This is a genomic window from Acidobacteriota bacterium (assembly GCA_039683095.1).
Lineage (GTDB): Bacteria > Acidobacteriota > Aminicenantia > Aminicenantales > Saccharicenantaceae > RBG-16-66-30.
The window spans coordinates 86,554-109,880 of record JBDKSB010000011.1; the positions used below are offsets into that span (position 1 = coordinate 86,554).

Here is a 23,327-nt window from a genome sequence, read left to right on the forward strand (position 1 = left end):
GCCTCTTTTCCTGTCCGAAGACCGCGATCTTCTCAAGGAGGAGGAAATGAACTGGAAACGCTTTTGGCTGGCAAGCGCGGCGGCCTTCGCCGCCGTCGAGGCGATCGGTCTCCTGGTCGACACCGTCTTCATGAAGCAGGATTATGAGTCGCTGAGGAGCCTGTGGCGGCCGAACATGATGTCCAGGCTCTGGGTGACGTACGTCGTCGGAGCGATGGCGGCGCTGCTGTTCACCTATATCTTCGTCAAAGGCCGGGAAGGCAAGGGGATCCTCGAAGGCGTGCGCTACGGGATCATCATCTGGCTGTTCGTCAGCGTGCCGATGGGCGTGTCCACCTGGGTGACCTTCCCGATCGGATATCGGATCATCCTGAAGGGATTGATCTTCGGACTGTTGGAGATGCTGGCCGCGGGGGTCCTGGTGGCCGTCATCTACAAGCCTAAAGCGCCCGTCAAGGCCTAGGGAACAGATCGTCCCGTCCGGTCCATCCTACCCGGCCTCGCCGGCTGGGGGCGGGCCTACCTGATGTCCCGGAAGATCCTGACGAACGAGACGACGGCGAAGACGAGCGACGCCGCATAGCCTAGAAGGCCAAGCAGGGAGAAGCCCCGGACCAGGGGGGGCAGGTTGCTCCGGACGACGAGGGCCGAGGCGACGAGGACGCCGGCTACGAGGACGCCCGCGGCCAGGCGGCTGCTGGCCTTCTTGATCCCGAGGTTGATCTCTTCCAGGCCCCGGTGGTCGACCTTCAGCTCGGCCTTCCCATTGACGATACGATAAAGGAACCGCATCAGATCGCCGGGGAACGATTTCATCATCCAGAAGTTCTTCCGGAAGAATTCGCCTATGTCCTTGACGACCTCGGTCGGCTTGAACTCCTTCTCCAGGGCTTGCCGGGCATAGGGCATCAGGCTCCGGGCGGGATTGAATCCCGGCTCGAGCTGCCGGCCGACGCCCTCGAGGATGATGAGGCAGCGTACGAGCAGGATGAAGTCCGAAGGCATCCGGACCCGATGCTTCTGGATCAGGCCGATAAACGTGGTGAGGCCGGCCGCCAGGTCGATATGATCAAGATCGGCGCCGTAATATCGGTCGAAGAGATCGTCCAGATCCTCCTTGAACGCCCTCAGATCGGCGTCCTCGGGGACCATGTCCCCGTCCCGGAGGACGGAGACGAGATCCGGGACGTCGCGGTAGGCGACCGCGATCAGGACCCGGTCGAGCAGGCCGCGCGCTTCCGGGTCGAGAACGCCGACCATTCCCACGTCGATGAAGCAGACGACATCGTCCTTCATGATGATCAGGTTGCCCTTGTGGGGATCCGCGTGGAAGAAGCCGTCCTCGAAGATCTGCTTGAAGACGGCCCGGACGCCCCGCTCCGCGACCCGGCGCCGGTCGTGCGCGGTGTCGCTGCGCAGCAGCGAGTCGATCCCGGCCCCGTGGATGTACTCGAGGGTCAAGACGTCCCGGCCCGAGTGCTCCCGGTAGACCCTCGGGAAATAGACCCCGGGATCGCCGGCGAAGTTCTTCCGGAATCGCTCGTAGTTGTCGGCCTCCAGCCGGAAATCTATCTCCTTCTCGATCGACCGCTCGAACTCGGCGACCAGGCCGGGCAGATCGTATCTTCGGAGCTCGGGGAAATGCTTGTCCAGGAGGCGGGCCAGCAGGCGCATCAGATCCAGGTCCCCCCGGATGGCCTTTTCCAGGCCCGGCCGCTGGACCTTGACGGCCACCCTTTCTCCCGAGGCCAGACGGGCGTGATGGACCTGGGACAGTGACGCGGCGGCAAAGGGAACCGGGTCGAACTCCGGAAAAGCCGCCTTCACCGGCTTCTTGAGCGTCCGGGCGATGATCTTTTCCGCCTGGGCGGAGGGGAAGGTCTCGGCCCTTTCCTGGAGCTTCTCCAGCTCCTGGATGATGTCCCGGGGAAGGATGTCCGGATGGCAGCTCAGGGCCTGCCCGAGCTTGACATAGGTCGGGCCGAGCTCCTCGAGGATGGCCCTGACCTTCTGTCCCAGGGAAAGAGGGCTCCGACCCCTTTTGGCGAAAAGCCTTTTCGGCAGTCTCAGCTTTTCGGCGACCTCCCGCAGGCCGTACTTGGACAGAACGAGGCCTATATCCTTCAGGCGGACGAAGGTTTCCTCCCCGGCGAACGAAAATCCCCCCATGGCCCGAGTATAGTGGTTTGGGCGGATGGTTTCAACCGCCTTGACATCGTCGCCACGGGCCCTTATAAAGAGAATGAAACCAAGGTCCGGGGGGACCGGCCGGGAGAACGAATATGGGAATTCCTCGCGTTGTGGCCCTCGTCGTCTGCATCGTCGCGGCGGCCGCCTGCGCCGGCCGTCCGGCTCCGTCCGCGCCGGGCGGCGCAGCGGGCCAACCGGTCTTCGAGCGGGCCCTTGACCAGGGCGTGCTGTTCCTGGCCCGGGGCGAATATGGCAAGGCCGCGGCCGCGTTCCGGACGGCCGTGGAGGCCAGGCCCGATTCGGCCAAGGCCCGCAATTACCTGGGGCTCTGCTATTTCCATGACAAGGACTATGCCCTGGCCAGGGAGCAATTCGAAAAAGCGATAGCCGCGGACGCGTCGTTCGCCACGGCCTACAACAACCTGGCCGGGGTCTGCTCCATCAAGAACGAGTTCGCCCGGGCCGCAGAGCTTTACAAAAAGGCTCTGGCGATCTCGCCGGACATGGTGTCCGCCAACTACAACCTGGGCGTCCTGCTCTGCAACATCGGCCGCGCCAAAGAGGGGTTCGGGTATATCTCCCGCGGCATCGCCCTCGACCCGGATTACCTGGAGAAGAACGCGGAGATGACCGCGGCCTTCTCTTCCCGGTCCGGCGACATGAAGGAAGCCTACTTCGCCTATGCCAGGGCCTACGCGGCCGCCGGCGACATCGGCAAAACCGTGGAATACCTGAACAAGGCCCGGGACGCCGGCTTCACCGACTGGTCGAGGATCCTCCGCGACCAGGAGTTCGTGAAGGTCCTCGGCGACCCGAGGATCAAGAGCTTCGTCAGGGGCCCGGGCCTCTGAGCGCGGGTCAAAGCCCGAATCTCTTTTTGAGCTCGGCGTCGATCTCCGCGGCCGCCTTCCGGCCGAGGCCCTTGGCTTCGGCCGGGCTCTTGGCCCCCTCGCCGCCGCCGGCGGGAGCGGCCGGACGCGCTTTCGTGACCGCGAGGAAGCCGGAAGGCCTGACGGCCGCGCCATGGGCCCGGCAGTTGTTGCCGACGTAGTTGTCGTCCGAGACCACGGTGACGTCGGCCTTCCGGCCCTTGAATTCCCGGACCAGGCGGACGATCTCGGCGTCGCCGCCGTGGGCGGTGAGCGAATAAACGCAGCGGATCCCGGCGATCCGCTCGCCGCGGCCGCCCGAATGCTCGAACGCGCCGTCGAAGACGATCACGCACTCGACCCCTGGGTGCTTCCGGCTCCAGCCGGAAACGCGAAGGGCCAGCTGATTGCGGGCGTTCTGGAGCCCGCCGTCCAGGCCGGCTTCGAGATCGGGCAGGCGATGGATGATGTTGTACCCGTCGACGAGAAGGAGGCGGCCGGCGGGCATCAGGCGGCTCCCCCGGTCCGGCCCCGGGCCAGCGCGTCGAGGAACCGCAGTCTCGATGCCGCGTCGGCGGGGATGTCCGCGTGAAGCTCGGCCGAGCCGTCATGCACGGTCACGGCGCCGGTCGCGAGGCCGGCCAGCGGCTCGAGCGAGTGCGAGACCACGACCATGGTCGCCCCGGCGGCCGTCCGCTCTCCGATCCAGCGCAGGACGTCGTCGGCGATCTGCCGGTCGAGCGAGTCGAGCGGCTCGTCCAGGAGGACATGATCGGGCCGTCCGACAAAGGCCGCGGCGAAGAGCGCCCGTTTCCGCTGCCCGGAGGACAGCTCCCGGACCGAACGTCCCGATTCGGCGGCCAGCCCGAAGCGGTCGAGGGCCTGGGCGCCCGCCCGCCGCGGCTCGCCCCGGAGGCGGCAGACCAGGCGGAGAACGTCGTCCAAAGTGGCATAGGGCGTGATGTCGGGGAATTCGGGCAGATAGGCCAGCCGCCGCCGCGCCTCCACCTCCCGCTCCCAGAGATCGAACCTGTCCACCAGGATGCGGCCCCGGTCCGGGCGCTCCACGCCGGCCGCCAGCTTGAGCAGCGTGCTCTTGCCGCAGCCGTTCGGACCGACGAGAAGGGTCAGGCCCGGGCCCAGCGCGAGCGAGGATTCGCGGACGACGGGACGTCCCGGCTCGTAGCCGAAGGTGACGCCTTCGAAGACCATCATGATGCGCTCCAGGAAAGGGGATCGCCGGCGCCCGAGTGATGGCGCTCGACCCAGAGGGTCGGCTTGAAGCGCCGTTCTGCGTTACGGGCCAGGACGAAAGCGACGGGCGACGCGGCGGCCAGCGCGAACGACGCCGGCGGCAGGAGGGCGATGACCAGCGCCAGGATGGCGCCCTCGACCGCGACCTGTCCGAACGCTCCGAAGGGACGGTCGGCCGCCTGGCGCATGGCCGCGGCGCCGCGGATCGCGAGCCAGGCCAGCGGGCCGGCCAGGTAGACCGCTTCCCGGGCCGGGCGCCCGAGCAGGGCCAGGCCTCCGGCCAAGGGCAGGGCCAGCATCGCGAGGAGGAGGGCGTCGTCCCGGACCCGGGCGGCCGCCGACCGGGGCAGCGAATGCAGCCAGGGCCAGGCGGGCCGGCGCGAGGCCAGAACGTCCGCGACGACGGCGATGAACACGACCAGGGCCAGCGCCAGGCCGATGAGCGAAACGGCGAAGGCGGGACGCGCCGCGAGGTCGTTGTTCCTCAGGAAGAGCCAGGCGGCGCCGAGGGCGGCCGCGGCGGGGATGTAGGCGATCAGGATCGGCCCGCGGACGGCCCGCAGGGCCAGGGCAGGAAAGAACCCCCGGGCCGGCAGGCTTCGCCGGGGCCCGCGCCGGTTGCCCGGCGCGACGTCCAGACCGGGCCGGGCCATCGAGATCGCCAGGACGGCCGCGGCCAGCCCCACGATGACCGTATCGCCGGCGAACGAGAAAAAGCAGGCGGCCAGGGGGACGAGCCGCATCCAGGGATAGCGTCGCGCCGGAAGCCAGGCCAGGCCGGCCGCCGCCGCGCCGATGAGCAGGCCGGCGATCCGGATCGCGACGCGCCGCGGATCGGGCGCCGCGACCACCCCGGCCAACCCGCCCAGGACGACGAGCATCGGCGTTTCGGCGACGATGACCGAGAGAACGGTGGACAAGCGCCGCATCCCGGCCCGGGCCGGAAGGGAGCGGGCCCAGCCGCCGCTGCCCGCCGCTATCCGCGGCACGACGATCCGGGCCAGCCCCAAAAGAAGGACCGATCCGGCCAGGCCGGACTCCACCGGGCTGCCGTCGACGAAGAGGATCCTGGCCAGTTCCAGGCTGAACTCGGGCCGGAGGATGTAATAGAGAAAGAGACAAACGGCCAGCACCGGGGCCAGGACGCGCAGGGCCAGCCGGGCCCCGACCCGGAGATGGAAGAGGAACAAGGCCGGCTCGGGCTTCATCTGCGGCTTATTATACCGTATAAAGCCGGAACCGGGCAGCCGGGATGTGCCGCCGGCGCCGGTCGCCCCTTTATTCGGCCAGCATGGCCGCCAGCCTGTCGAAGGACTCGTTCCAGCCCCGCCGGGCGCCCTCCATGTCCCGGCCGGGCGGCAGGCCGGCGTGCTTGAGGGTCAACCTGGTCTTCCCGGCGTCTTCCTCGAAGATCACGGTCATGAGCATCTCGAGAGGGAAATCGTCGCTCAGGCCGTAATGGGACGCGGGGACGACATTGCCCTTATCGTCGGCGAAGCTGTCGGTGGCCACCAGCCGCTGGAGGGGGACGATCTCTCGGAAAAATCCCGTGCTCCAGGTCTCCTTGCCCTCCGGGGAGCGCAGGCAGTAGAGGTACGAGCCGCCGACGCGCAGGGAGACGCGGGCGACGGGCGCGGCGTATCCTTTGGGCCCCCACCAGCGGGCGATGAGGTCGGGGGTCGTCCAGGCCATCCAGACCTTCTGGAGGGCCGCGTCCAATTCCCGCTCGATCGTCAGGATCGAGCCGGGGGAAGGCGTCGCCAGGGCCTCGCGCTTCTTATCGTTCATGGGATCCTCCGTCCGAATAAAATCCTTCTCGGCCATCGGACATGCGGGAAACTTGCCAAGTGCCGCGGTTCGGACGGGAAAAAGACCTTCGCCTGAAAAGACCGACCAGGGACCGCGGAAGAGAGGGGCCTGGCGGCTGCGCCAATCCCGCGGCGTGGGACGCTTTTCCTGCCGGGACGGAACGGCGGCCGGCTCAGGGCCGCTTGGCCGGGACGTGCCGGTCCTCGACGCGTCGCGTGTAGCCGGCCCGGTCGAAGTGCTCGAGGATGGCTTGGGCGTACTTGCGGGACAGGTCCAGACGGTCGCGGAGCTCGGCGATGGTGACGCTGCCGCGGCGTTCGATCAGGCCGGCGACCGCGGCCCGGGCCGCCTCGAGCGCCTCCCGGTGATAGACCACCTTGGGCGCCAGGCGGACGAGATCCCCGGAGCGAAGGAGGGAGTTCAGGACACGGTTGAAGGCCGACGGGTTCAGGCCGAGCCGGGTCCGTACCTCCTCCTCGGGCGGGGCGGAGAAGCGGGCCGCTCTGTAGGCGCCTTCGATCCGGGCCCGGAGCGCGGCCTCGACCGGGTCGGTCCGGGCCTCGCGGCCGGCCAGGCCGATCTCCGCGCCCTGGCGGACGAGAACGCCGCCGGCGACGAGGGAGTCGAGGACGAGCTTGAGCGTGGCCGCGTCGCCCGTCTGGAGGAAAGCCGCCCTCAGGTCCGAATAGGGCATGGCCGGGCGGGAGGGGTTCTTCTCGAAATAGCCGCGGACCGCGGCCGCGAGCCCGTCGGCGAGGCGGTCGAAGGACGACTTGTGGAGGAAGCGGACGGGAGCTTCGCCGGGCAGGGCGACCAGCCGGCCTTCGGCGGCGAGGGCGGCGACGGCCTCGGCGACCTCGGGCTCGGCCCGGCCGAGCTTGAGGGCGATATCGGCGGCGGCGCATGGCCGGGCGCCCGCCTGGACGAACATCTGGTCCACGGCCTCGCGGGACGTTCCGCCCAGCTTCTCGAGGCCCTCGAGGACGCTGCCGCTGAAGCGCTTGTGCTTCTCCGGCGCGGCGTCCAGGACCTGGCCGCCGCCGATCGTCACGACGGGGGAGAAGGACCGGATGACGAAGCGGTCGCCGGGCAGGGCGACGGTCGGGCGCTCGAGGACGAGCTGGACGGGGGCCGACGCGCCCGGGGCGATCGTCCGGCCGCCGATGACGGCCAGGCGGGCCATGACCTCGTCCGTGCCGACATGGAGGCGGACCCGGTCGCGGTGCTTGATCTCGCGCGGCGCATCCGGCAGGACGTCGAGGCGGGCGTCGAGGCGCGAGGTCGGCGCCAGCGAGCCGACGGCGGCGGCCAGCTGGCCGCGGCGCAGGTCCTCCTTGGCGAGATCCTGGAGGTTGAGCGCGGTGCGGCGGCCGAGGCCCGAGCAGTCGGCCTTCGAGCCGTGGACCTGGACGCCGCGGACGCGCGTCTCGAGCCCCTCGGGATAGACGGCGATGCGGTCGCCGGCACCGACCGTCCCGCCGAGGATGGTCCCGGCCACGACCGTGCCGAAGCCGTGGACCGTGAAGACGCGGTCGATGGGCATGCGGAAGATGCCGTTGTCGGGGCGCGGCGGGACGCGGCCGCCGATGGCCTGGAGGGCGGCCTTCAGCCCGGCGACGCCCGCGCCGGTCAGCGCCGAGACCGGCAGGATGGGGGCCTCGGCCAGGAACGAGCCGGCGACGAAGGCGCGGACCGCGGCGGTCACCTCGGCCAGCCGGGCCTCGTCGACGAGATCGCACTTGGTCAGGGCGACGAGGCCGAGCCTGACGTCGAGGAGCCGGAGGATGTCGAAGTGCTCGCGGGTCTGGACGGCGATGCCCTCGTCGGCGGCCACCACGAGGAGGGCGGCGTCGATGTGGCTGGCGCCGGCGGCCATGGTCTTGACGAACTTCTCGTGGCCGGGGACGTCGATGAAGACGATCTGCTTCGGGTAGGCCGGGTCGTCGAGGAAGACGAAGCCGAGCTCGATGGTCATGCCCCGGGCCTTCTCCTCGGGCAGGGTGTCGGGGTCGATCCCGGTCAGGGCCTTGACCAGGGCGCTCTTGCCATGGTCGATGTGGCCGGCGGTGCCGATGATGACGTGGTCGAGGCCGGGCATGATCAGGCCGAAAGGACGATGCGGGCCGGGCCCTTGCGGACGACGCGGCCGATGACCGCGGCGGCGGGGGCGCCGCCGGCGCGGAGGGCGGCGACGAGGGCCGCGGCCCGGGACTTGCGGACGGCGATGAGCAGGCCGCCGGAGGTCTGGGGATCGTAGAGCAGCGTCTCGAGGTCTTCGCCGGGCCGGTTGGCGCCCCCGGCCCGCCGGACGAAGCGGCCGGCGTACTCGCGGTTGCGCTCGACCGCGCCGGAGACGACGCCGTCGCGGATGAGGTCGAGGACGCCGGGGAAGACGGGGATGGCCGAGGCGTCGACGGCGATCTCGACGCCGCTCTGGGCGGCCATCTCGGCCAGGTGGCCGGCCAGGCCGAAGCCGGTGATGTCGGTGGCCGTGGTGACGCCGAACCCGGGCATCAGCTCGGCGGCGGCCCGGTTGAGGGCGCGCATGGACAGCTCGGCGGCGGCCAGGCCGTCGGCCGGGGCCCGGCCGATCTGGCGGGCGAAGCTCAGCGTGCCCGTGCCGATGGGCTTGGTCAGGACGAGGATGTCGCCGGGACGGGCCTTGGCGTTGACGGTCATGCGCCGGGGATCGACGACGCCGGTCACGGCGAAGCCGAGCTTGATCTCGCGGTCCTTGAGGCTGTGGCCGCCGAGGAGGACCACGCCGGCCTCGCGCAGCTTGGCCACGCCGCCCTGGAGCATGCGGTTCATGATCCGGGGCGAGAGCGTCTCGACGGGGAAGGCCATGATCGAGAGCGCGGTCAGGGGCCGGCCGCCCATGGCGTAGATGTCGCTGACCGAGTTGGCCGCGGCGATCTCGCCGAAGGCGTAGGGATCGTCGACGACGGGCGTGAAGACGTCGACGGACTGGACGAGGGCGGTGCGGGGCGTGAGCCGGTAGACGCCGGCGTCGTCGCAGGTCTCGGAGGAGACGAGGACGCGCGGGTCGCAGAGGCGCGGCAGGCCGGACAGGGCCCGCTTGAGGTCCTCCTGGCCGATCTTCGAGGCGCAGCCGGCGTTCTCGACCAGGGTGGTCAGGGCGACGTCGCCGGGGGCGTCCTCCAGGCGCTCGCCGGCGCAGAGGCAGACGTTGCGCCGCTTGAAGAGATCGCAGGGGCAGGGGTCTTTGGGATTGCAGATGCAGTGGCCGAGCCGGATGGACCGGGCCATGATCCGCTTCCGCCGGGCGAAGAAGCGCGACTGCCGCCGCGGCGGCTCGCCGGCGGGGGACCGGCCCCCGGCCGCTTCGCCGCGCTTGCTCATTTCAGGGCCTCCCGGATGGCCCGTTCGACGATCTCCTCCTCGCCCGGCTGGATCGTCCGGAGATCGAACAGGACGGCATCCTTGTGGATGCGGGCGAAGACGGCCGGCGCGCCGAAGCGGAGGCGGCGGGCCAGCTCCTCGGGGGCGACGGCATTCGAGCGCACGGCCAGGACTTTAGACGGCAGCGTTTCGGCCGGGACCGCGCCGCTGCCGACCTCCGAGGCGCCGTCCTCGACGGCCAGCCCGGCCGAAGCGGGGAGGGCCCGGCGGAGCGAGTCGGCCAGCTTCGCGGCCCTGCGGCCCAGCTCGTCGGGCGTCAGGGCGAGCATCCGGTAGATGGGATGGGCCTCTTCGAGCTTGTCGGGGGCGAGGAAGAGCTTGAGCGTGGCCTCGAGCGCGGCCAGAGTGAGCTTGCCGCAGCGGAAGGCCCGGGCCAGGGGGTTCTTGCGGATCCGGGCGATACAGGCGCTCTTGCCGGCGATGAGCCCGCTCTGGGGGCCGCCGATGAGCTTGTCACCGCTGAAGCAGACGACGTCGGCGCCGGCCGCGATGCTGGCCTGGACGAGGGGTTCGGCGGCCAGGCCGTAGCGGGCCAGGTCGACGAAAGCGCCGCTGCCGAGATCGTCGACGACCGGGACGCCGCGGGCCCGCCCGAGCGCGGCGAGGTCCTCGATCGGCGGCTCCCCGGCGAAGCCGACGATGCGGTAATTGCTGTGGTGGACGCGCAGGATGGCGCCGGTGGACTCGCCGATGGCCGCCTCGTAATCGGCCAGGTGGGTCTTGTTTGTGGCGCCGACCTCGCGGAGGACGGCCCCGCTCATGGCCATGACCTCGGGCATGCGGAAGGAGCCGCCGATCTCGACGAGCTGGCCGCGGGAGACGATGACCTCTTTGCCGCGGGCGAGGGTGTTGAGGATGAGGACGGTCGCGGCGGCGTTGTTGTTGGCGACGGTCGCGGCCTCGGCCCCGGCCAGCTCGCGCAGGAGCCCCTCGACGTGCCGGTCGCGGGGCACGCGCTTGCCCGAGTCGAGGTCGAGGGCCAGGGTCGAGTAGCCGGAGGCGACCGCGGCCAGGGCCCGGCCCGCGGCCGCGGGCAGGACGGCCCGGCCGAGACCGGAATGCATGATGACGCCCGTGGCGTTGACCGCCGGGGCGAGCGAGGGGGAGAACATGCGCTCGAGCCGGGCCAGGAGGCGTTCGGCCAGGGCCGCGGCGGAGACGTCGGGGTCGGCTGCGGCCGCGATCGCGCGCCGGACGGAGCCGAGCTCGTCGCGGGCCGCGGCCACGACGGCCTCGCGGCCGAAGCGGTCGAGGAGCGGGACGGCGGCGGGGTCGGCGATCAGGGCGTCGAGGGAGGGGATGCGGCGGAAGGCCGTGTTCCTGTTCGCGTCCGTCATCGCGTGCCGTCCCGGAGCCGCCTATTTCGTGAGGGAGCTGAAGCGGAGCTTGTCGAAGATCTCGGGATGAAGGTCGGTGCCAGCGCCGGACGTCACGACCGGCACCGCGATCTCGAACGGCACTTCCCTCGGGGGCAGGCAGGAGGCGTCGTTGCAGGCCTGGTAGCTCAGCGCGCCCTTGAGCGTGCGCGGCCCCGCGGCCAGCCCGCTTTTGGCCTTGAGGAGCGCGCCCAGCACGACCTGACCCTCGTAAACGACGAGCTCGGCCTCCGAATAGGAGAAGCGGGCCCGCCGGCCCTTGGGATAGGCGATCTCGACGACCTCGAAGTCCGGGTTGTCGGCGATGGCCAGGGCGGTCGGGATCATGAATTCGTCGAGCGGGGAGTTGTCGTTGATGTGGTAGCCCGCCTGGACGTTGAGGATGAGCGCGGCCTTGAAGGTCTCGCCGGGGCGCACGGCGTCCCGGGACAAGCAGCCCTTGACCTGGACGATCTGCGGTTCGTCCTGGGCCAGGACCCGGCCCGGCGAAAGGGTGAACGCTGCCGCCAAGACGAGCAAACCCACCGGGCTGAATCTCACGCGCATCTTGGTTTTCCTTATTGTCCGATCTCGCCGTCAATTAGAGACGTTCGAGCCGCTTTTGTCAACACGCCGGGCCGGTCCATTCCGCTAAGGTCCCTTCCACAAAGGGCAGGAGCTTCCCCGGATCGTCATTTCCGGCGAATGCCGCCGGTGGCGCCCTGGACGCCCTCCTCGAACGGCTCGGTCAGAATAGGAACGACCCAGCCCTCGGGGCTTTCCTTGAAGGTCTCGATGTCCTCGCTCACCGCCAGCGGGTGCTTCAGCGCGTTGAACCGGCCGTCGATGTAGGCCCCGATGCTCTCCGTCTTCGGCATGGGGAAGGCGATCCAGGCGCTCCGGTCGTAATAGACGCTCCCGCCCTTGACCGGCAGCATCCGGGTCTGGTTGTTCGTGGCGAACGAATAGACGTAGCCGCGCGACACGTAGAACCAGGGCCCGTTCTGGATGTAGATGAACGGCTGCTCGAGCGAGGCCGGGCCGCCGTTGAGGTTGGGCGTGGCCATGTCCAGGTAGAGCGAGGCGAACCCGACGCCCTTGGCCTCGTCGAAGAAGCTGACCCAGGGCGTGTCCGGCCGCAGGACGGCGGCATGGTCCGGGTGCATCTTCGACGCGAGCAGGTCCAGCACCTCGGTCTTGCCGTCGCGCTTGAACGCGGCCTTGGTGAAGACGGCCTTGTTGAACACGGCCTCGGCGTTGCGCACGGCCATGACGAACGTGTCCCGGTTCATCGTCAGGATGGACTCGACCAGGACCGCCGGCGACCCCGCGTAGAAGCGGTAGCGGATGCCGATGTCGACGCCCTCCGGCTGCGGCAGCTTGCCCTTGAGGTTGAGCGAGTAGAAGACCGGCCCGCCCGTCACTTCCGCCGCCTCCGGGTCCGTCCAGTCGGAGCTGTGGTACCAGGCGTGGGGCGGCGCGTAGACGTCGGGGTTCCAGTGGATGGCGCCGTTGGTCTCGAGCTTGTGCTCGAGCTTGATCCCGGTCGATCTCTCGACGATCTCGTAGATGACCCCGCTTTTCTCCTGAAGCGCGATCTTGTAGAAGGCGTTCTCGATCGTCCGGCCCAGCCCCCGGCCCGTGGTCACGACCAGGTCGGTCTGGTAGGCCGGCTTCGGCGCCCCGGGGTTGTTATAGAAAACGATATAGGTCGCCTTCGTCCCGGCCTTGATGTCCGCCAGGAAGGCCAGGCTGAACGAGGTCGTCGGGTGATAGCGGACCACCGGCTGGCCGGTCTTGGCGTCCCTCTCCACGGCGCCCAGGACCTTCGGGTCGTTCCAGGTGACGACGTCGTAAACCTGGCTGGGGATCTCCCGATAGGTCACGTCGCCGCCCCGCCTCTCCGCCCGCACCACGCGGATCTCGTCGGGCGAGGCGAAATAATCGGCCAGGATGCCCAGCGTGGCGTGCACGGGATAGGCCGTCCGGTCGTATCCCTGTTCCTCGGAGACGACGAGCGCCAGGTAGTTCTTCCAGGCCGGGTCCCAGTAGCCTTTCCCGGCCGGCGCCGCCCCCGACGCCGCGACCACCCGGATCTCTCCCGACCTCGGCTCGACCAGGTCCACCTTCATCTCCGCGGCGGCCCTCGGCGTCCAGGCGTGCCGGGCCTTGACCTGGAAGCCGACCTTCCCGCCGGCGGCCTTGACGCCGTGCCTGTCGATCTCGCGCCCGTCCTGGTACACGAGGAAGTCCCGGACCCGCGTCCCGTCGACCGTGACCTTGTCGACGCTCCAGGCCGCGCCTGCCTCGACGCCGGCCGGGAGCTCGGCCAGCTCGAGCGCCCCCCTGACGAAGTACCAGGGCTCGCCGTCGACCGGGTAGCCGAACGACGTCGCGCCGGCCGCGATGTTGTCCGCCGCCGCCGCGGCGAGCCGGCCTGCGCCCTCCGGCCCCGTCGCCGCGCTCTGCGGGCCCTTGCCGCAGCTCGCCGCCCCGAAGGCGGATAAAATAACTAGGAGGGCGAATAGGAGCGTCCCGGTTCTTTCCGTCAACTTCATTTTCATTCCTCCCAAAAGGGTTCTTCTCCCGATCCGGGAAGATCCGTCTCTCCCGCCCGGCCCAGGCTCCGTCGCCTCCAACGGCGGCCCGCCTCCGCCGCGGGAGGGAGCCCTAAAACCGGAGAAGAACCCGATAAAGGTCCCGTCGCCCGCCTGGGCTTTATTTCCCGCGGGGGATGGCGTAGACGGGCACGTCGCTGTGGGCGATGACCTTTTCGGTGGTGCTGCCCAGGAAGAACCGCGACAGCTTCTTCACGGTCGTCGACATGACGATGAGCTCGTAGCCCTTCGTCCCGGCGTATTCGACGATGCCCTCCCAGCCGTGCACGGCCTTGACCACGTCCTCGCCGATCTCGACGGCCTTCTGCTCCCTCTTCTTGCGGGCCTGGAGCTTCTTGAGCACGGCGTTGAACATCTCGTCGGTCAGCCGGAAGTCGTGGCCGAAGAGCTCGAGCACGTAGACGAACATCAGGCTGGCGCCGAGCGCCTTGGCCAGCCGCCAGGCGTGGTCGCGCTCGATGTCCTCGGCGGCCGAGAAATCGGTCGGAACGAGGATCTTCTTGATGGCCTCGGGCCTGGCCGCGGTCCCCTTGGTCACCAGGACGGGCACGCGGGAGCCCCGCAGGATACGGTTGGCGACCCCGCCGATGAGGTTCTGCCCGCCGCCCGAGCCGCCCTTGCGGCCGATGACGATGAGGTCGGCGCCTTCCTTCTTGGCCGTCCGGAGCACGGTCTTGGCCGCCGTGCCCTCGGTGACGACGATCTTTGCAGGGCAGATGTGCTCGGCCTCGCACAGCCGCTCGATCCGGGTCCTGGCCTCGGCCTTGTTGAGCTCGATCTGTTTGAGGAGCTCGGCCTCCGCCTCCGGCCAGGTCTCATAAAGGGCGGGCGCGAAGTCGGGCACGACGTGCAGGGCCGTCAGCTTGGCCTTGAACGTCCTGGCGAAGAAATCGGCGTAGGCCAGGGCTTCCTTCGACTCGGCCGAGAAGTCCGTGGCCCAGAGGACATGCTTGATCGATCGGATCATGGGTTCCCTCCTTGACGATCTCAGTATTTCTGCCAGTCCGGCTTGTGTTCGTTGACCCAGATATAATAGTCGGCCATCTTCAGCTGGCTCGCGGCCTCCCTGTCGAGGACGAGGATAGCCCTCGGGTGCATCTGGAGGATCGAGCCGGGGACCATGGCCGTGACGGGCCCCTCGACCGCCTGGGAGATCGCCCGGGCCTTCTTCTTGCCGAAGCCCAGGAGCAGGCACAGGCGGCTGTCCATGATCGTCCCCAGCCCCATGGTTATGACGTGGTTCGGCACGGCCTCCTCGCCCCCGAAGTCGGCCGCCGCGTCGGCCCGGGTCTGTTCGGTCAGGGTCTTGATCCGGGTCCGCGACGACAGCGACGAGGACGGCTCGTTGAAGCCGATGTGGCCGTTCGTGCCGATGCCCAGGACCTGGACGTCGATGCCGCCGGCCGAGCGGATGGCCTGCTCGTACTTGCGGCAGGCCGCGGGGATATCGGAGGTCATGCCGTCGGGGATGTTGATGCGGTCCTTGGGCATGTTGATGCTGCTGAACAGGTGGGCCCACATGTAGCTGTGGTACGACAGCGGGTGGGCCGGCGGGATGCCGACGTACTCGTCGAGATTGAAGCTGGTCACGCCGCCGAAGTCGAGCCCGTCCTCACGGTGCATGCGCACGAGGTTGCGGTAGAGCTGCAGCGGGGTGTTGCCGGTGGCCAGGCCGAGCACGGCGTGGGGCTTCTCCCGGACGATGCGGGCGACGATGCGGGCCGCGATCTCGCTGGCCTGCATGCTGTCGGGCTGGATGATGATCTCCATGGGCGTTCTCCTTCGCCTAGCGCTTGACGATCCAGTACTTCCGGACCTTCTCCTCGACGCTGGCCCGGAACCGGTCGACGTGGCCGAGGACGTAGCGGCCGACGTCCATGGCCGGGTCGAGGACGAGCGGCGTCAGGTCCATGGCGAACTGGAGCGCCTCGGCCTGGTCGGTGGCGTGCGACTGGAAAAAGACGGCGTTGGCCCGGCGCCGGCCGGGGGCGGCCAGGTCGTAGCGCTTGCCGCCCTCGACCTGGGAGTCGTAGACGCCGATGAGCCCGACCGCCAGGGCCTCGCGGCGGCCGACGTCGAGCGGGACCTTGTCCTCGTCGTCCAGCCAGTCGAGGTCGCGCCAGACCTCGCAGCCGTAGACCGTCGTCGGCCGCTCGTCGGGCTCGAGCTCGCGCAGCGCGGCCAGGACCGTGTAGGCGACGGCCACGTGGGTGTCGTGCTTGTCGGCCGGGTTGTGGGTGTAGACGACCTCGGGCCGGACGGCCTTGAGGATCTTGACCAGGTCGGCCTTCAGCCGGCCCGTGCCAACGTCCTTGGCCTCGGCGCTGGCGTAATTGAGCTGGACCAGGGCGCCGTAGTTGCCGAGGATGGCCGCCTTTTCCTGCTCCCGCCGCCGGAGCGCGGCCATTTCGGCGTCGCCGCAGGCGGCGTACTCGCCGGCCCGGGGCGAGCCGGCCCCGTTCGTCGAGACGACCCCGCCGAACCAGAGCTCGTTGCTGCTGAAGCACTTCTGGATGCCGTGGAAGGCCATCATCTCGAGATCGTCCTGATGGGCGCCGATGCCCAGGTGGGTCACGCGCCGGAAAGCGTCCTCGACCGCCAGGCCGTCGGGGATGAAGACCGAGGCGTCGGGTTTATGGAATTTCATGAGCGATCTCCTTTGATATCGGGCAGGCTGGCCGCGGCCACCGCCTGGCCCACGCGCCGGCTCTTTTCGTCGAGCAGGTGCAGGCGCACCCGCCCGGCCGTCGCCGGGTATTCCGTCCGCAGGACGTCCGCGGCCTTGTCCATGATCAGCTGGCCGCCCGGCCCGGACATGACCCGGCCGAGGACGAGGAGGTTCTTGAGGCCGTAGAAGACCTCGTACCAGGGGATGGTGTGGCCGAGGTAGGCGCCGATCTGCTCGAAGATGCGGGCCGCCGGGATGTTGCCCTTGGCCACCAGGGTCTGGACCTCTTTGAGCCGCTCGGGCAGCTTCATCCCGGCCGGGAACGACAGCCCGGCCGCCGCGGCCAGCCGGCCGACGGCCTGCTGGGAGAAATAGTTGGCCCCGACGCCGCGGTCGCCCGACCATTCGTCGGCCACCGCCCCCGGGTTGAGGTCGACCGGGGCGAAGGCCAGCTCGTCGAGCCAGCCCGGGATGTGGCCCTCGCCGTCGAGGAAGCCGGCCGCCTCGCTCGAGCCCATGGCCACGCCCAGGATGCCGGTCTGGCCGAGCGACAGCCGGCCGGCCAGGGCCGTGACCTCGCCGTCGTTGATGACCTCGAAGGGCACGCCCCACTCCCGGGCGACGCGGTCGAACAGGCCCTTGACCTTGGTCTCGAAGTCCGCGGCCGGCACCGAGCGGAAGAGCGAGGCGACGCGGACCTGCCGGTGGATGAGGATGCCGGCCGACGAGCCGCCGATGGCGTCGACGCGGGGCAGGTGGGAAGCGGCCTTCTTCAGGCCGGCCTGGATCATCCCGAAGTGGTACTCCGGGTCGGCGTGCTCGCCCGGCGCCCAGGGGATCTCCTCGCTCCAGACGGCCTGGCCGTCGACAACGGCCGCCACCTTGTAGTCGCTGGCGCCGAGGTCGAAGCCGATGCGGAAGCCGTCGAGGTAGCCGCCCGGGAAATGGACGGCCTCGCGGGCCTCGGGGAAAGTGGCCGGGCTGTGCAGGGCGACCTCGAAGGGATGTTCGTAGACGCCGCCCATGGTCCGGGCGTCGAAGGCCCGCGCGCCGTTCAGGGCGTAGTCGGCCTTGAGGCGCCGGCCGATCGCGGCCGGGCCCTGGACGTGGATGCGCCAGCCGCCGCGGGACCAGAGCAGGAACTTGACGACGCGCTCGACGAGACGGTAGGTCCCGTCGGGATCCGCGTCCGTCGCCGGCGCGACCGTGTCGAAGACCGAGACCAGGCCGTCTTCGCGCTCGACGGCCAGCCGGAGAGGGGCCCCGCCCGAGGCCTTGGCCCTGTCGAGGTAGGCCAGCCAGGCGGGATAGATGGGCCGGAAGCCCGGATCGTACGTCATCTGGCCTTGAACTCCACTTTCACCGGGGCGAGCAGCCGGGCGGCCAGGCCGCCGACGCGGCGGGCCCAGGCCTTGGCGTCGGCCGGCTCGGGCGCCGTGACGCCCCGCTCCCAGCCGCCGGCCACCCAGAAGGTGAGCGACGCGCCGGGACGGGCGGCGAGCTTGAGGGCGTGGTCGGCGCCGGAATCGTTGCTGCCGCGCAGGTCGGAGGGGGCGAAGACCGCCGCCAGGCCGACCTGGCCGGCCTGTCCGGCGCCGCGGCCCCAGGAAGAGAGGGTCCCCGCGGCCTTGTCGAGCGCGAAGGTCTCGCCCTCGAGCTTGCCCAGGCCGGGGCCGAGGACGATCGCCGCGCCCGGCTTCGCCGTCACGACGACGTCCTGCCGGGAATAGGGGTTTTCGGCGAAGGCCGAGTAATAGACCGTGACGGCGGCGTCGCCGGCGGCGGTCTTGACGGCCGGGTACTCCACCTTGACCAGGCCGCGGACCGGGCCGGGGGAGATCACCGTGACCTTGGCCTGGGGCGCGCCGGGTCCGTAGAGAGGGATGCGGGCGGCGCCGTCCCAGACCGATAGGCCGCCCAGGCCGGCCGACCCGCCGGCGCCGAGAAGGTCCTGGCCCCAATCATGACCCTTCGTCTCGGCGGCGGGGAACTTCGGCAGGATGAGCCCGGCCTGGAGCTTGCCGTACAGGCCGATCCGTCCGCGGCTGAACTTGAAGGCGGCCAGGTCGGATTCCCAGCCGGCTTCCGCGCCGCCCGGCTCCCAGGCGCCGCGGGCGAAGGCCTTCTGCGTGGTGATGACCTGGGGCCAGCTCCGGGCCGGAGTGTAGTAACAGAGGAGCCGGGTAGTCGAGTTAGGCGGCAGGGTGCGGACGAAGGCGATCTGGTCGTGGTAGCGGTCCTTGTCGAGGTCGTCGGCCTGTGAGATAACCAGGCCGTATTCGTCCTTCCTCGAGACGTCGAAGAGGGCGTACATATAGGTATTGAAGTCGGCCGCGACCGCGGCCCGGATCCCGGCCACGTCGAGGACGATGGCCTGGTTCTCGAGGTGAAACGGCGTCGGGTTGACGATCTCGACGACGAAGTGCCTGGTGAAGCCCAGGGCCTCGGGGCCGGCCGCTCCGGCCTGGGCGGCGGCCCGGACCGGGACGAGGGCGGCCATCACTGCGGTGGCGATGACGGCGGCGCGGACGTGACGCATCGGCGGATCTCCTTTCCTTGTCCCTCAGGTGATGAGGTGCGACTTGAAGCCCTTGCCCAGGACGTCGTAGGTGTCGTTGATGATGACAAAGGCCTCGGGATCGATCCTCCGGATGGACGTCCGCAGGTCGGCGAGCTGCTTGCGGTGGATGACGGTCAGGATGATCTCGCCTTCGCGGTTGAGGTAGAGCGACCGCGAGCGCAGGGCCGTGCCGCTGCGGTCGAGGCCGTGGAGGATGTAGTCGGCGATCTCGTCGGTCCGCGACGAGGTGATGATGACCAGCTTCGAGTAGTTCCAGCCCTCGAGGACCATGTCGATGGCCTTGGTCGAGAGGAACAGCACGATGTAGCCGTAGAGCGGCGCCTCCAGGCTGTGCATGACGAAGCCCGAGGCCGAGATGACGACGAAGTCCGTGATCATGATGCCGAAGCCGAGCGACACCCCGGTGTACTTGCTGATGATCATGCCGATGATGTCGGAGCCGCCCGTCGAGGACCGGCCGCGGAAGACGATGCCCAGGCCGATGCCGAGCATGACGCCGCCGTAGATCGAGGCCAGGACGGGGTTGTCGGTGGCCGGCGGGAGCTTCAGGACCTTGTTGAAGAGGTCGATGAAGACGGACGAGACGACCATCCCGGCCAGGCTGTTGAGGACGTACTTCTTGCCCATCGTCTTCAGCCCCAGCAGGAAGACGGGGACGTTGAGGACGATGATCAGGGCGCCGACCGGCAGGGCCGAGAAGTAGTTGACGATCATGGCCAGGCCCGAGACGCCGCCGGGCACGAAGTGGTGGGGGATGAGGAACAGGGCGTAGGCCAGGCCGCTGATGGCGCAACCGAGGAGGATGAGGAGGGCGTTTTTAAGTTTGTCCATGGTTCGACCGGGATATTTTACTCCGTTGCCGGGCCAAAATAAATGGGCGGGGCGTCGCCTTTCCGGAACCGTCCCGGGGCGGCTCGCGGGAAATAGAAACACTCCCGCTCTTTGATATATGATAGCGGGGACGCGCGGCCGGGAGTTTCCGGCCGAAGGAAATGACCCGCTGGCCGGCGCGGCCGCCGGCGGCCGTTCGGGCGGGTCCGGCGATAGATCGAAGCGGGGAGGCGGACATGACGAGAGACAAGGCCCTCGAAGGACTGCTGGCCGCCAAGGCCGTGGCCGTCATCCGGATGAAGGACGCGGCCCGGGTGGCCGCGACGGCCGACGCGCTCCGCCGGGGCGGCGTCACGGCCATCGAGATCACCATGACCGTGCCCGGGGCCGTCGCCATCATCCGGGAGATGGCCAAGACCAAGGCGCCGGGAACGCTGGTCGGCGCGGGCACCGTGCTCGACGCCAAGACGGCCGCCGAGGTCATCGCCGCCGGCGCCGACTTCGTCGTCTCGCCGATCTGCGACCCGGGGATGATCGCGGCCTGCCTCGAGGCCGGCGTCCTCGCCGCGCCGGGCGCCTTCAGCCCGACCGAGATCGTCACGGCCTGGCGGGCCGGGGCGGACATCGTCAAGGTCTTCCCGGCCACGTCGCTCGGGCCGCGGTTCTTCCGCGACCTGCGGGGACCGCTGCCCCAGGTCCGGCTCATGCCCACCGGCGGCGTCACGCTGGAGAACGCCCGGGAGTTCATCGCGGCCGGGGCCAGCTGCGTCGGCCTGGGCACGGCCCTGGTCGACGCCAAGACGGTCGAGCGCTGCGACTGGCCGACGCTCGAGACGCGGGCCCGCGTGCTGATGGCCTCGTTCGGATCCGGCAAAGACCGATGAGCCCCGATCGCGGGCCGGGGGCTTCGAGCGGCGACTCGCCCGGAGCCTCCTTCTGGAACCGGGACTTCCTGCTGGCCCTGACCGGCTATTTCTTCCTGTACCTGGCCGTCTCGCTCTTCTTCTTGTTCCCGGTCGTCCTCGAGAGGTTCGGCCCCAGCCAGAGCCGGATCGGCCTGATCATGGGCATCTACAGCGTCGTGGCCATCGCCGTCCGGCCGTTCTTCGGGCATTCCATCGACGTGCGCGGCGGGCGGCGCTTCGCCGTCCTCGGCGTCCTCCTGCTCATCGCGACGACGCCGCTCTTCCATCTCGTCCATGACGCGGGCTGGCTGCCGGTGCTGCTGCGGGCGCTGGCCGGGCTGGGATGGGGCGTCAGCATGACCGCCGCCATCTCCATGTGTTCCGACCTGGGGCCGGTCGACCGGCTGGCCAAGTCGATGGGCGTCATCGGCGTGGCCGGGCTGGTGGCCAACGCTCTCGGGCCGCTGCTGGCCGAGGAGCTGCTCCGGGGCGGCGGTCCGGGGCGGCTCTACAACGCCAGCCTCCTCTTCCTGGCCGCCGCCCTGGCCTGCTTCCTGGCGGCGCGCGAGCTGCCCCGGTGCGAGGACGGGCCGGCGGCCGGCGGCGCGAAGGCCCTGAAGGCGGTGCCGTGGGCGCTGGCGCTCGTCATCGGGGCGGTCCCGGTCTTCCATGGGGCCATCCGCGGGGCGATGATCTTCTTCATCGCCGTCTTCGCCAACTCGATCGGCCTCGGCCGGGTCGGGCCGTTCTTCGTGGTCTTCTCGCTGGCCGCGATCGTGACCCGGTTCCATCTCGGCGACGTGTCGGACCGGCGCGGGCGGAAGGCGGTCATCCTGCCGGCGGCGCTGATCATAGCGTTCAACCTGTTCGCCATCGCCCAGGTGCGGAGCTATCCGCTTCTGCTGGTCACCGGGTTCGTGGGCGGGCTGGGGCAGGGCCTGATCTTCCCCGCCCTGAGCACGTACATAATCGATTTTCTCGGCCGCGCGAACAAGGGGCTGGCCATCAGCCTGTACAACTCGCTGTTCGACGTCGGGATGGGCCTGGGGGCGCCGTTCTTCGGCTGGATCTCGGACCTGGCCGGATACAGGTGGATGTACCGGGTGGCCGGGCTGCTGCTCGTCGTCTCGACGGCGGTGTTCATGGCCAAGGCCCCGGCGACGGAAAAGCAGGAAGGGGCCGAACCTCTGACAAGGCGGGCTTGACCCTCTCTTTTTGAAAGGAGGCGCGCGATGTGCCAGGATGACATGTACGAGACGATAGTGGCGCGGCGGACCATCCGCAAGTTCAAGCCGGAGCCGGTGCCGCGGGACCTGCTCGAGCGGCTGATCGAGGCCGGGCGGCTGGCGCCGTCGGCGGCCAACCTCCAGCCCCTCGAGTTCGTCGTGGTCGACGCGGCCGGGCCCCGGGCCGAGATCTTCCCTTGCCTGAAGTGGGCGGCCTATATCGCGCCGGACGGCGATCCGCGCCCCGGCCAGGAGCCGGCGGCCTACGTCGTGACCCTGGTCCGCACGGACATCCGGGAGAAGATGTTCGAGTACGACGTCGGCGCGGCCATGGAGAACATGATCCTGACGGCCCTGGCCGGGGGCGTCGGCAGCTGCTGGCTGCTGTCGGTCGACCGGGACCGGCTGAGGACGATCCTGGGCGTGCCCGAGCAATATCGCATCGACTCGGTCCTGGCCCTGGGCTATCCGGCCGAGGAGCCGGCGGCCGAGGTCATGGCCGGATCATGCCGGTACTGGAAGGACGCCCAGGGGCGGCTCCACGTGCCCAAGCGGCCGGCGGCGGCCGTCGCCCATTTCAACCGGTTCTAGCGGATCCGGCGGCTCCGGCGGGGCCGGGGGGCTGGGTCCAGACCACCCCTGGCGCAGGTGGGAACCCCAACTCCGCCATAACAACCACCTGGAACGGATCTGCCGATGAGAAAAGCGGAACAATTCACGTTGGCGGAAACAGGAACGATTCACGTTGACTTGACGGGGCCTGCGCCGGGCTTGACTTGGGGGAGAGGCGGGTCTATAAAGACTTGTACCGATCGAAGGGGGTGTCATCATGAAAAGAACGCGCATCGCTCTGACTTTCGGCTTGGCGGCCCTGGCCGGCTTCGTCCTGGCGGCCCCGGCCCGGGCCGACATCTACATGAAGCAGCGGACGCATACGGACGCTTTCCAGATGATGGGGAAGAGCCAGCCGGCCAAGGACTCGACGGCGGTCATCTGGCTCACGGAGAGCATGGCCCGGATCGACCACGACGAAGGGATGTCCACGTTGCTCGCCGCCGACAAGAAGATCCTTTATATGATCGATCACAACAAGAAGCAGTACGCCGAGATGCCGCTCGACTTCGACAAGATGATGCAGGAGGCGGCCGGCGAGGACGCGGAGGCGAAAGAGGCCATGGCCAAGATGCCCGGCTTCATGAAGAACATGATGCAAGGCATGTCGGCCAAGGTGACCGACACGGGCGAGACCAGGACCATCAACGGCTGGCACTGCCGCAAGTACCTGGTCGAGATGAACATGGGCATGGCCGGGACGACCTCGTCCGAGTCCTGGGCCACGGAAGACCTCAAGATCGATTACCTGAAGTACTTCACGGCGGCCAGCGCCATGATGGCCCGCATGCCTGGCTTCGAGAACATCATCCAGGAGATGAGGAAGATCAAGGGGTTCGTCGTCTACCAGACCGCCAAGGCCAAGATGATGGGCGGAGAGGTCGGCTCGACGACCGAGCTGCTCGAGGCCTCGGAAAAGGCCGCTCCGGCCGGGACCTACGACCTGCCCGCCGGCTACAAGAAGGTCAAGGCCATCCAGGGCTAGA

General features: G+C 69.3%; 22 protein-coding genes. 6 read left to right on the forward strand and 16 right to left on the reverse strand.

The window, feature by feature from the left end; translation table 11 throughout:
• Window positions 1-46: 46 nt before the first annotated feature.
• Window positions 47-463, forward strand: coding sequence for a hypothetical protein (locus ABFD52_07190; GenBank protein MEN6560540.1), 417 nt, complete (start codon window positions 47-49; stop codon window positions 461-463).
• 56 nt (window positions 464-519) lie between these two features.
• On the opposite strand, the gene ABFD52_07195 is transcribed toward ABFD52_07190, so the two are convergent.
• Window positions 520-2,169: an AarF/ABC1/UbiB kinase family protein gene (locus ABFD52_07195; protein MEN6560541.1), complete on the reverse strand. Its 1,650-nt coding sequence runs from the start codon at window positions 2,167-2,169 to the stop codon at window positions 520-522.
• A gap of 113 nt (window positions 2,170-2,282) precedes the next feature.
• On the opposite strand from ABFD52_07195, the gene ABFD52_07200 reads away from it, so the two are divergent.
• Complete coding sequence (locus tag ABFD52_07200; protein ID MEN6560542.1) at window positions 2,283-3,041, forward strand: tetratricopeptide repeat protein; 759 nt, start codon at window positions 2,283-2,285, stop codon at window positions 3,039-3,041.
• A 7-nt stretch (window positions 3,042-3,048) separates the two neighbouring features.
• Here the strand turns inward: ABFD52_07200 and ABFD52_07205 are convergent, their stop codons facing one another.
• The 15 genes from ABFD52_07205 to ABFD52_07275 form a co-directional block, all read right to left on the reverse strand.
• Window positions 3,049-3,567 carry an NYN domain-containing protein gene (locus ABFD52_07205; protein ID MEN6560543.1) on the reverse strand — a complete coding sequence of 173 codons (519 nt, stop codon included), beginning with the start codon at window positions 3,565-3,567 and terminating at the stop codon, window positions 3,049-3,051.
• Window positions 3,567-4,274 (reverse strand): ABC transporter ATP-binding protein, encoded by a 708-nt coding sequence (locus tag ABFD52_07210; GenBank protein ID MEN6560544.1) that lies wholly within the window; start codon window positions 4,272-4,274, stop codon window positions 3,567-3,569. The genes ABFD52_07205 and ABFD52_07210 overlap by 1 nt, the downstream gene beginning before the upstream one ends.
• Window positions 4,271-5,521 (reverse strand): hypothetical protein, encoded by a 1,251-nt coding sequence (locus ABFD52_07215; GenBank protein MEN6560545.1) that lies wholly within the window; start codon window positions 5,519-5,521, stop codon window positions 4,271-4,273. The genes ABFD52_07210 and ABFD52_07215 overlap by 4 nt, the downstream gene beginning before the upstream one ends.
• Window positions 5,522-5,591: 70 nt before the next feature.
• Window positions 5,592-6,101: an SRPBCC domain-containing protein gene (locus tag ABFD52_07220; protein MEN6560546.1), complete on the reverse strand. Its 510-nt coding sequence runs from the start codon at window positions 6,099-6,101 to the stop codon at window positions 5,592-5,594.
• A gap of 193 nt (window positions 6,102-6,294) precedes the next feature.
• Window positions 6,295-8,220, reverse strand: a complete 1,926-nt coding sequence (gene selB / locus ABFD52_07225; protein MEN6560547.1) for a selenocysteine-specific translation elongation factor — start codon at window positions 8,218-8,220, stop codon at window positions 6,295-6,297.
• A 2-nt stretch (window positions 8,221-8,222) separates the two neighbouring features.
• A complete protein-coding gene (gene selD / locus ABFD52_07230; GenBank protein ID MEN6560548.1) occupies window positions 8,223-9,485 on the reverse strand; it encodes a selenide, water dikinase SelD in 1,263 nt (420 codons plus the stop codon).
• Complete coding sequence (gene selA / locus ABFD52_07235; GenBank protein MEN6560549.1) at window positions 9,482-10,882, reverse strand: L-seryl-tRNA(Sec) selenium transferase; 1,401 nt, start codon at window positions 10,880-10,882, stop codon at window positions 9,482-9,484. Before selA ends, selD begins: the two co-directional genes overlap by 4 nt.
• Before the next feature lie 21 nt (window positions 10,883-10,903).
• Window positions 10,904-11,467, reverse strand: a complete 564-nt coding sequence (locus tag ABFD52_07240; protein ID MEN6560550.1) for a protein-disulfide reductase DsbD domain-containing protein — start codon at window positions 11,465-11,467, stop codon at window positions 10,904-10,906.
• A gap of 125 nt (window positions 11,468-11,592) precedes the next feature.
• Entirely contained in the window at window positions 11,593-13,458 is a 1,866-nt protein-coding gene (locus ABFD52_07245) for a hypothetical protein (protein MEN6560551.1), read from the reverse strand.
• A gap of 160 nt (window positions 13,459-13,618) precedes the next feature.
• Entirely contained in the window at window positions 13,619-14,485 is an 867-nt protein-coding gene (locus tag ABFD52_07250; protein MEN6560552.1) for a universal stress protein, read from the reverse strand.
• Between the two features lie 20 nt (window positions 14,486-14,505).
• Window positions 14,506-15,288, reverse strand: a complete 783-nt coding sequence (gene nagB / locus ABFD52_07255) for a glucosamine-6-phosphate deaminase (GenBank protein MEN6560553.1) — start codon at window positions 15,286-15,288, stop codon at window positions 14,506-14,508.
• 16 nt (window positions 15,289-15,304) lie between these two features.
• Window positions 15,305-16,165 (reverse strand): PIG-L family deacetylase, encoded by an 861-nt coding sequence (locus ABFD52_07260; protein MEN6560554.1) that lies wholly within the window; start codon window positions 16,163-16,165, stop codon window positions 15,305-15,307.
• Window positions 16,162-17,526 carry an ROK family protein gene (locus ABFD52_07265; GenBank protein ID MEN6560555.1) on the reverse strand — a complete coding sequence of 455 codons (1,365 nt, stop codon included), beginning with the start codon at window positions 17,524-17,526 and terminating at the stop codon, window positions 16,162-16,164. Before ABFD52_07265 ends, ABFD52_07260 begins: the two co-directional genes overlap by 4 nt.
• Window positions 17,523-18,725: a DUF4861 family protein gene (locus ABFD52_07270; GenBank protein MEN6560556.1), complete on the reverse strand. Its 1,203-nt coding sequence runs from the start codon at window positions 18,723-18,725 to the stop codon at window positions 17,523-17,525. Before ABFD52_07270 ends, ABFD52_07265 begins: the two co-directional genes overlap by 4 nt.
• Before the next feature lie 24 nt (window positions 18,726-18,749).
• Window positions 18,750-19,598 (reverse strand): YitT family protein, encoded by an 849-nt coding sequence (locus ABFD52_07275; GenBank protein MEN6560557.1) that lies wholly within the window; start codon window positions 19,596-19,598, stop codon window positions 18,750-18,752.
• Between the two features lie 236 nt (window positions 19,599-19,834).
• On the opposite strand from ABFD52_07275, the gene ABFD52_07280 reads away from it, so the two are divergent.
• From ABFD52_07280 to ABFD52_07295, 4 genes are all read left to right on the forward strand, one after another.
• Window positions 19,835-20,482: a bifunctional 4-hydroxy-2-oxoglutarate aldolase/2-dehydro-3-deoxy-phosphogluconate aldolase gene (locus tag ABFD52_07280; GenBank protein ID MEN6560558.1), complete on the forward strand. Its 648-nt coding sequence runs from the start codon at window positions 19,835-19,837 to the stop codon at window positions 20,480-20,482.
• The gene (locus ABFD52_07285) at window positions 20,479-21,708 is read left to right on the forward strand and encodes an MFS transporter (protein ID MEN6560559.1); all 1,230 of its coding nucleotides are present in this window, start codon (window positions 20,479-20,481) and stop codon (window positions 21,706-21,708) included. The genes ABFD52_07280 and ABFD52_07285 overlap by 4 nt, the downstream gene beginning before the upstream one ends.
• A 27-nt stretch (window positions 21,709-21,735) precedes the next feature.
• Window positions 21,736-22,320, forward strand: a complete 585-nt coding sequence (locus tag ABFD52_07290; protein MEN6560560.1) for a nitroreductase family protein — start codon at window positions 21,736-21,738, stop codon at window positions 22,318-22,320.
• A gap of 238 nt (window positions 22,321-22,558) precedes the next feature.
• The gene (locus tag ABFD52_07295) at window positions 22,559-23,326 is read left to right on the forward strand and encodes a DUF4412 domain-containing protein (protein ID MEN6560561.1); all 768 of its coding nucleotides are present in this window, start codon (window positions 22,559-22,561) and stop codon (window positions 23,324-23,326) included.
• Window position 23,327 lies beyond the last annotated feature (1 nt).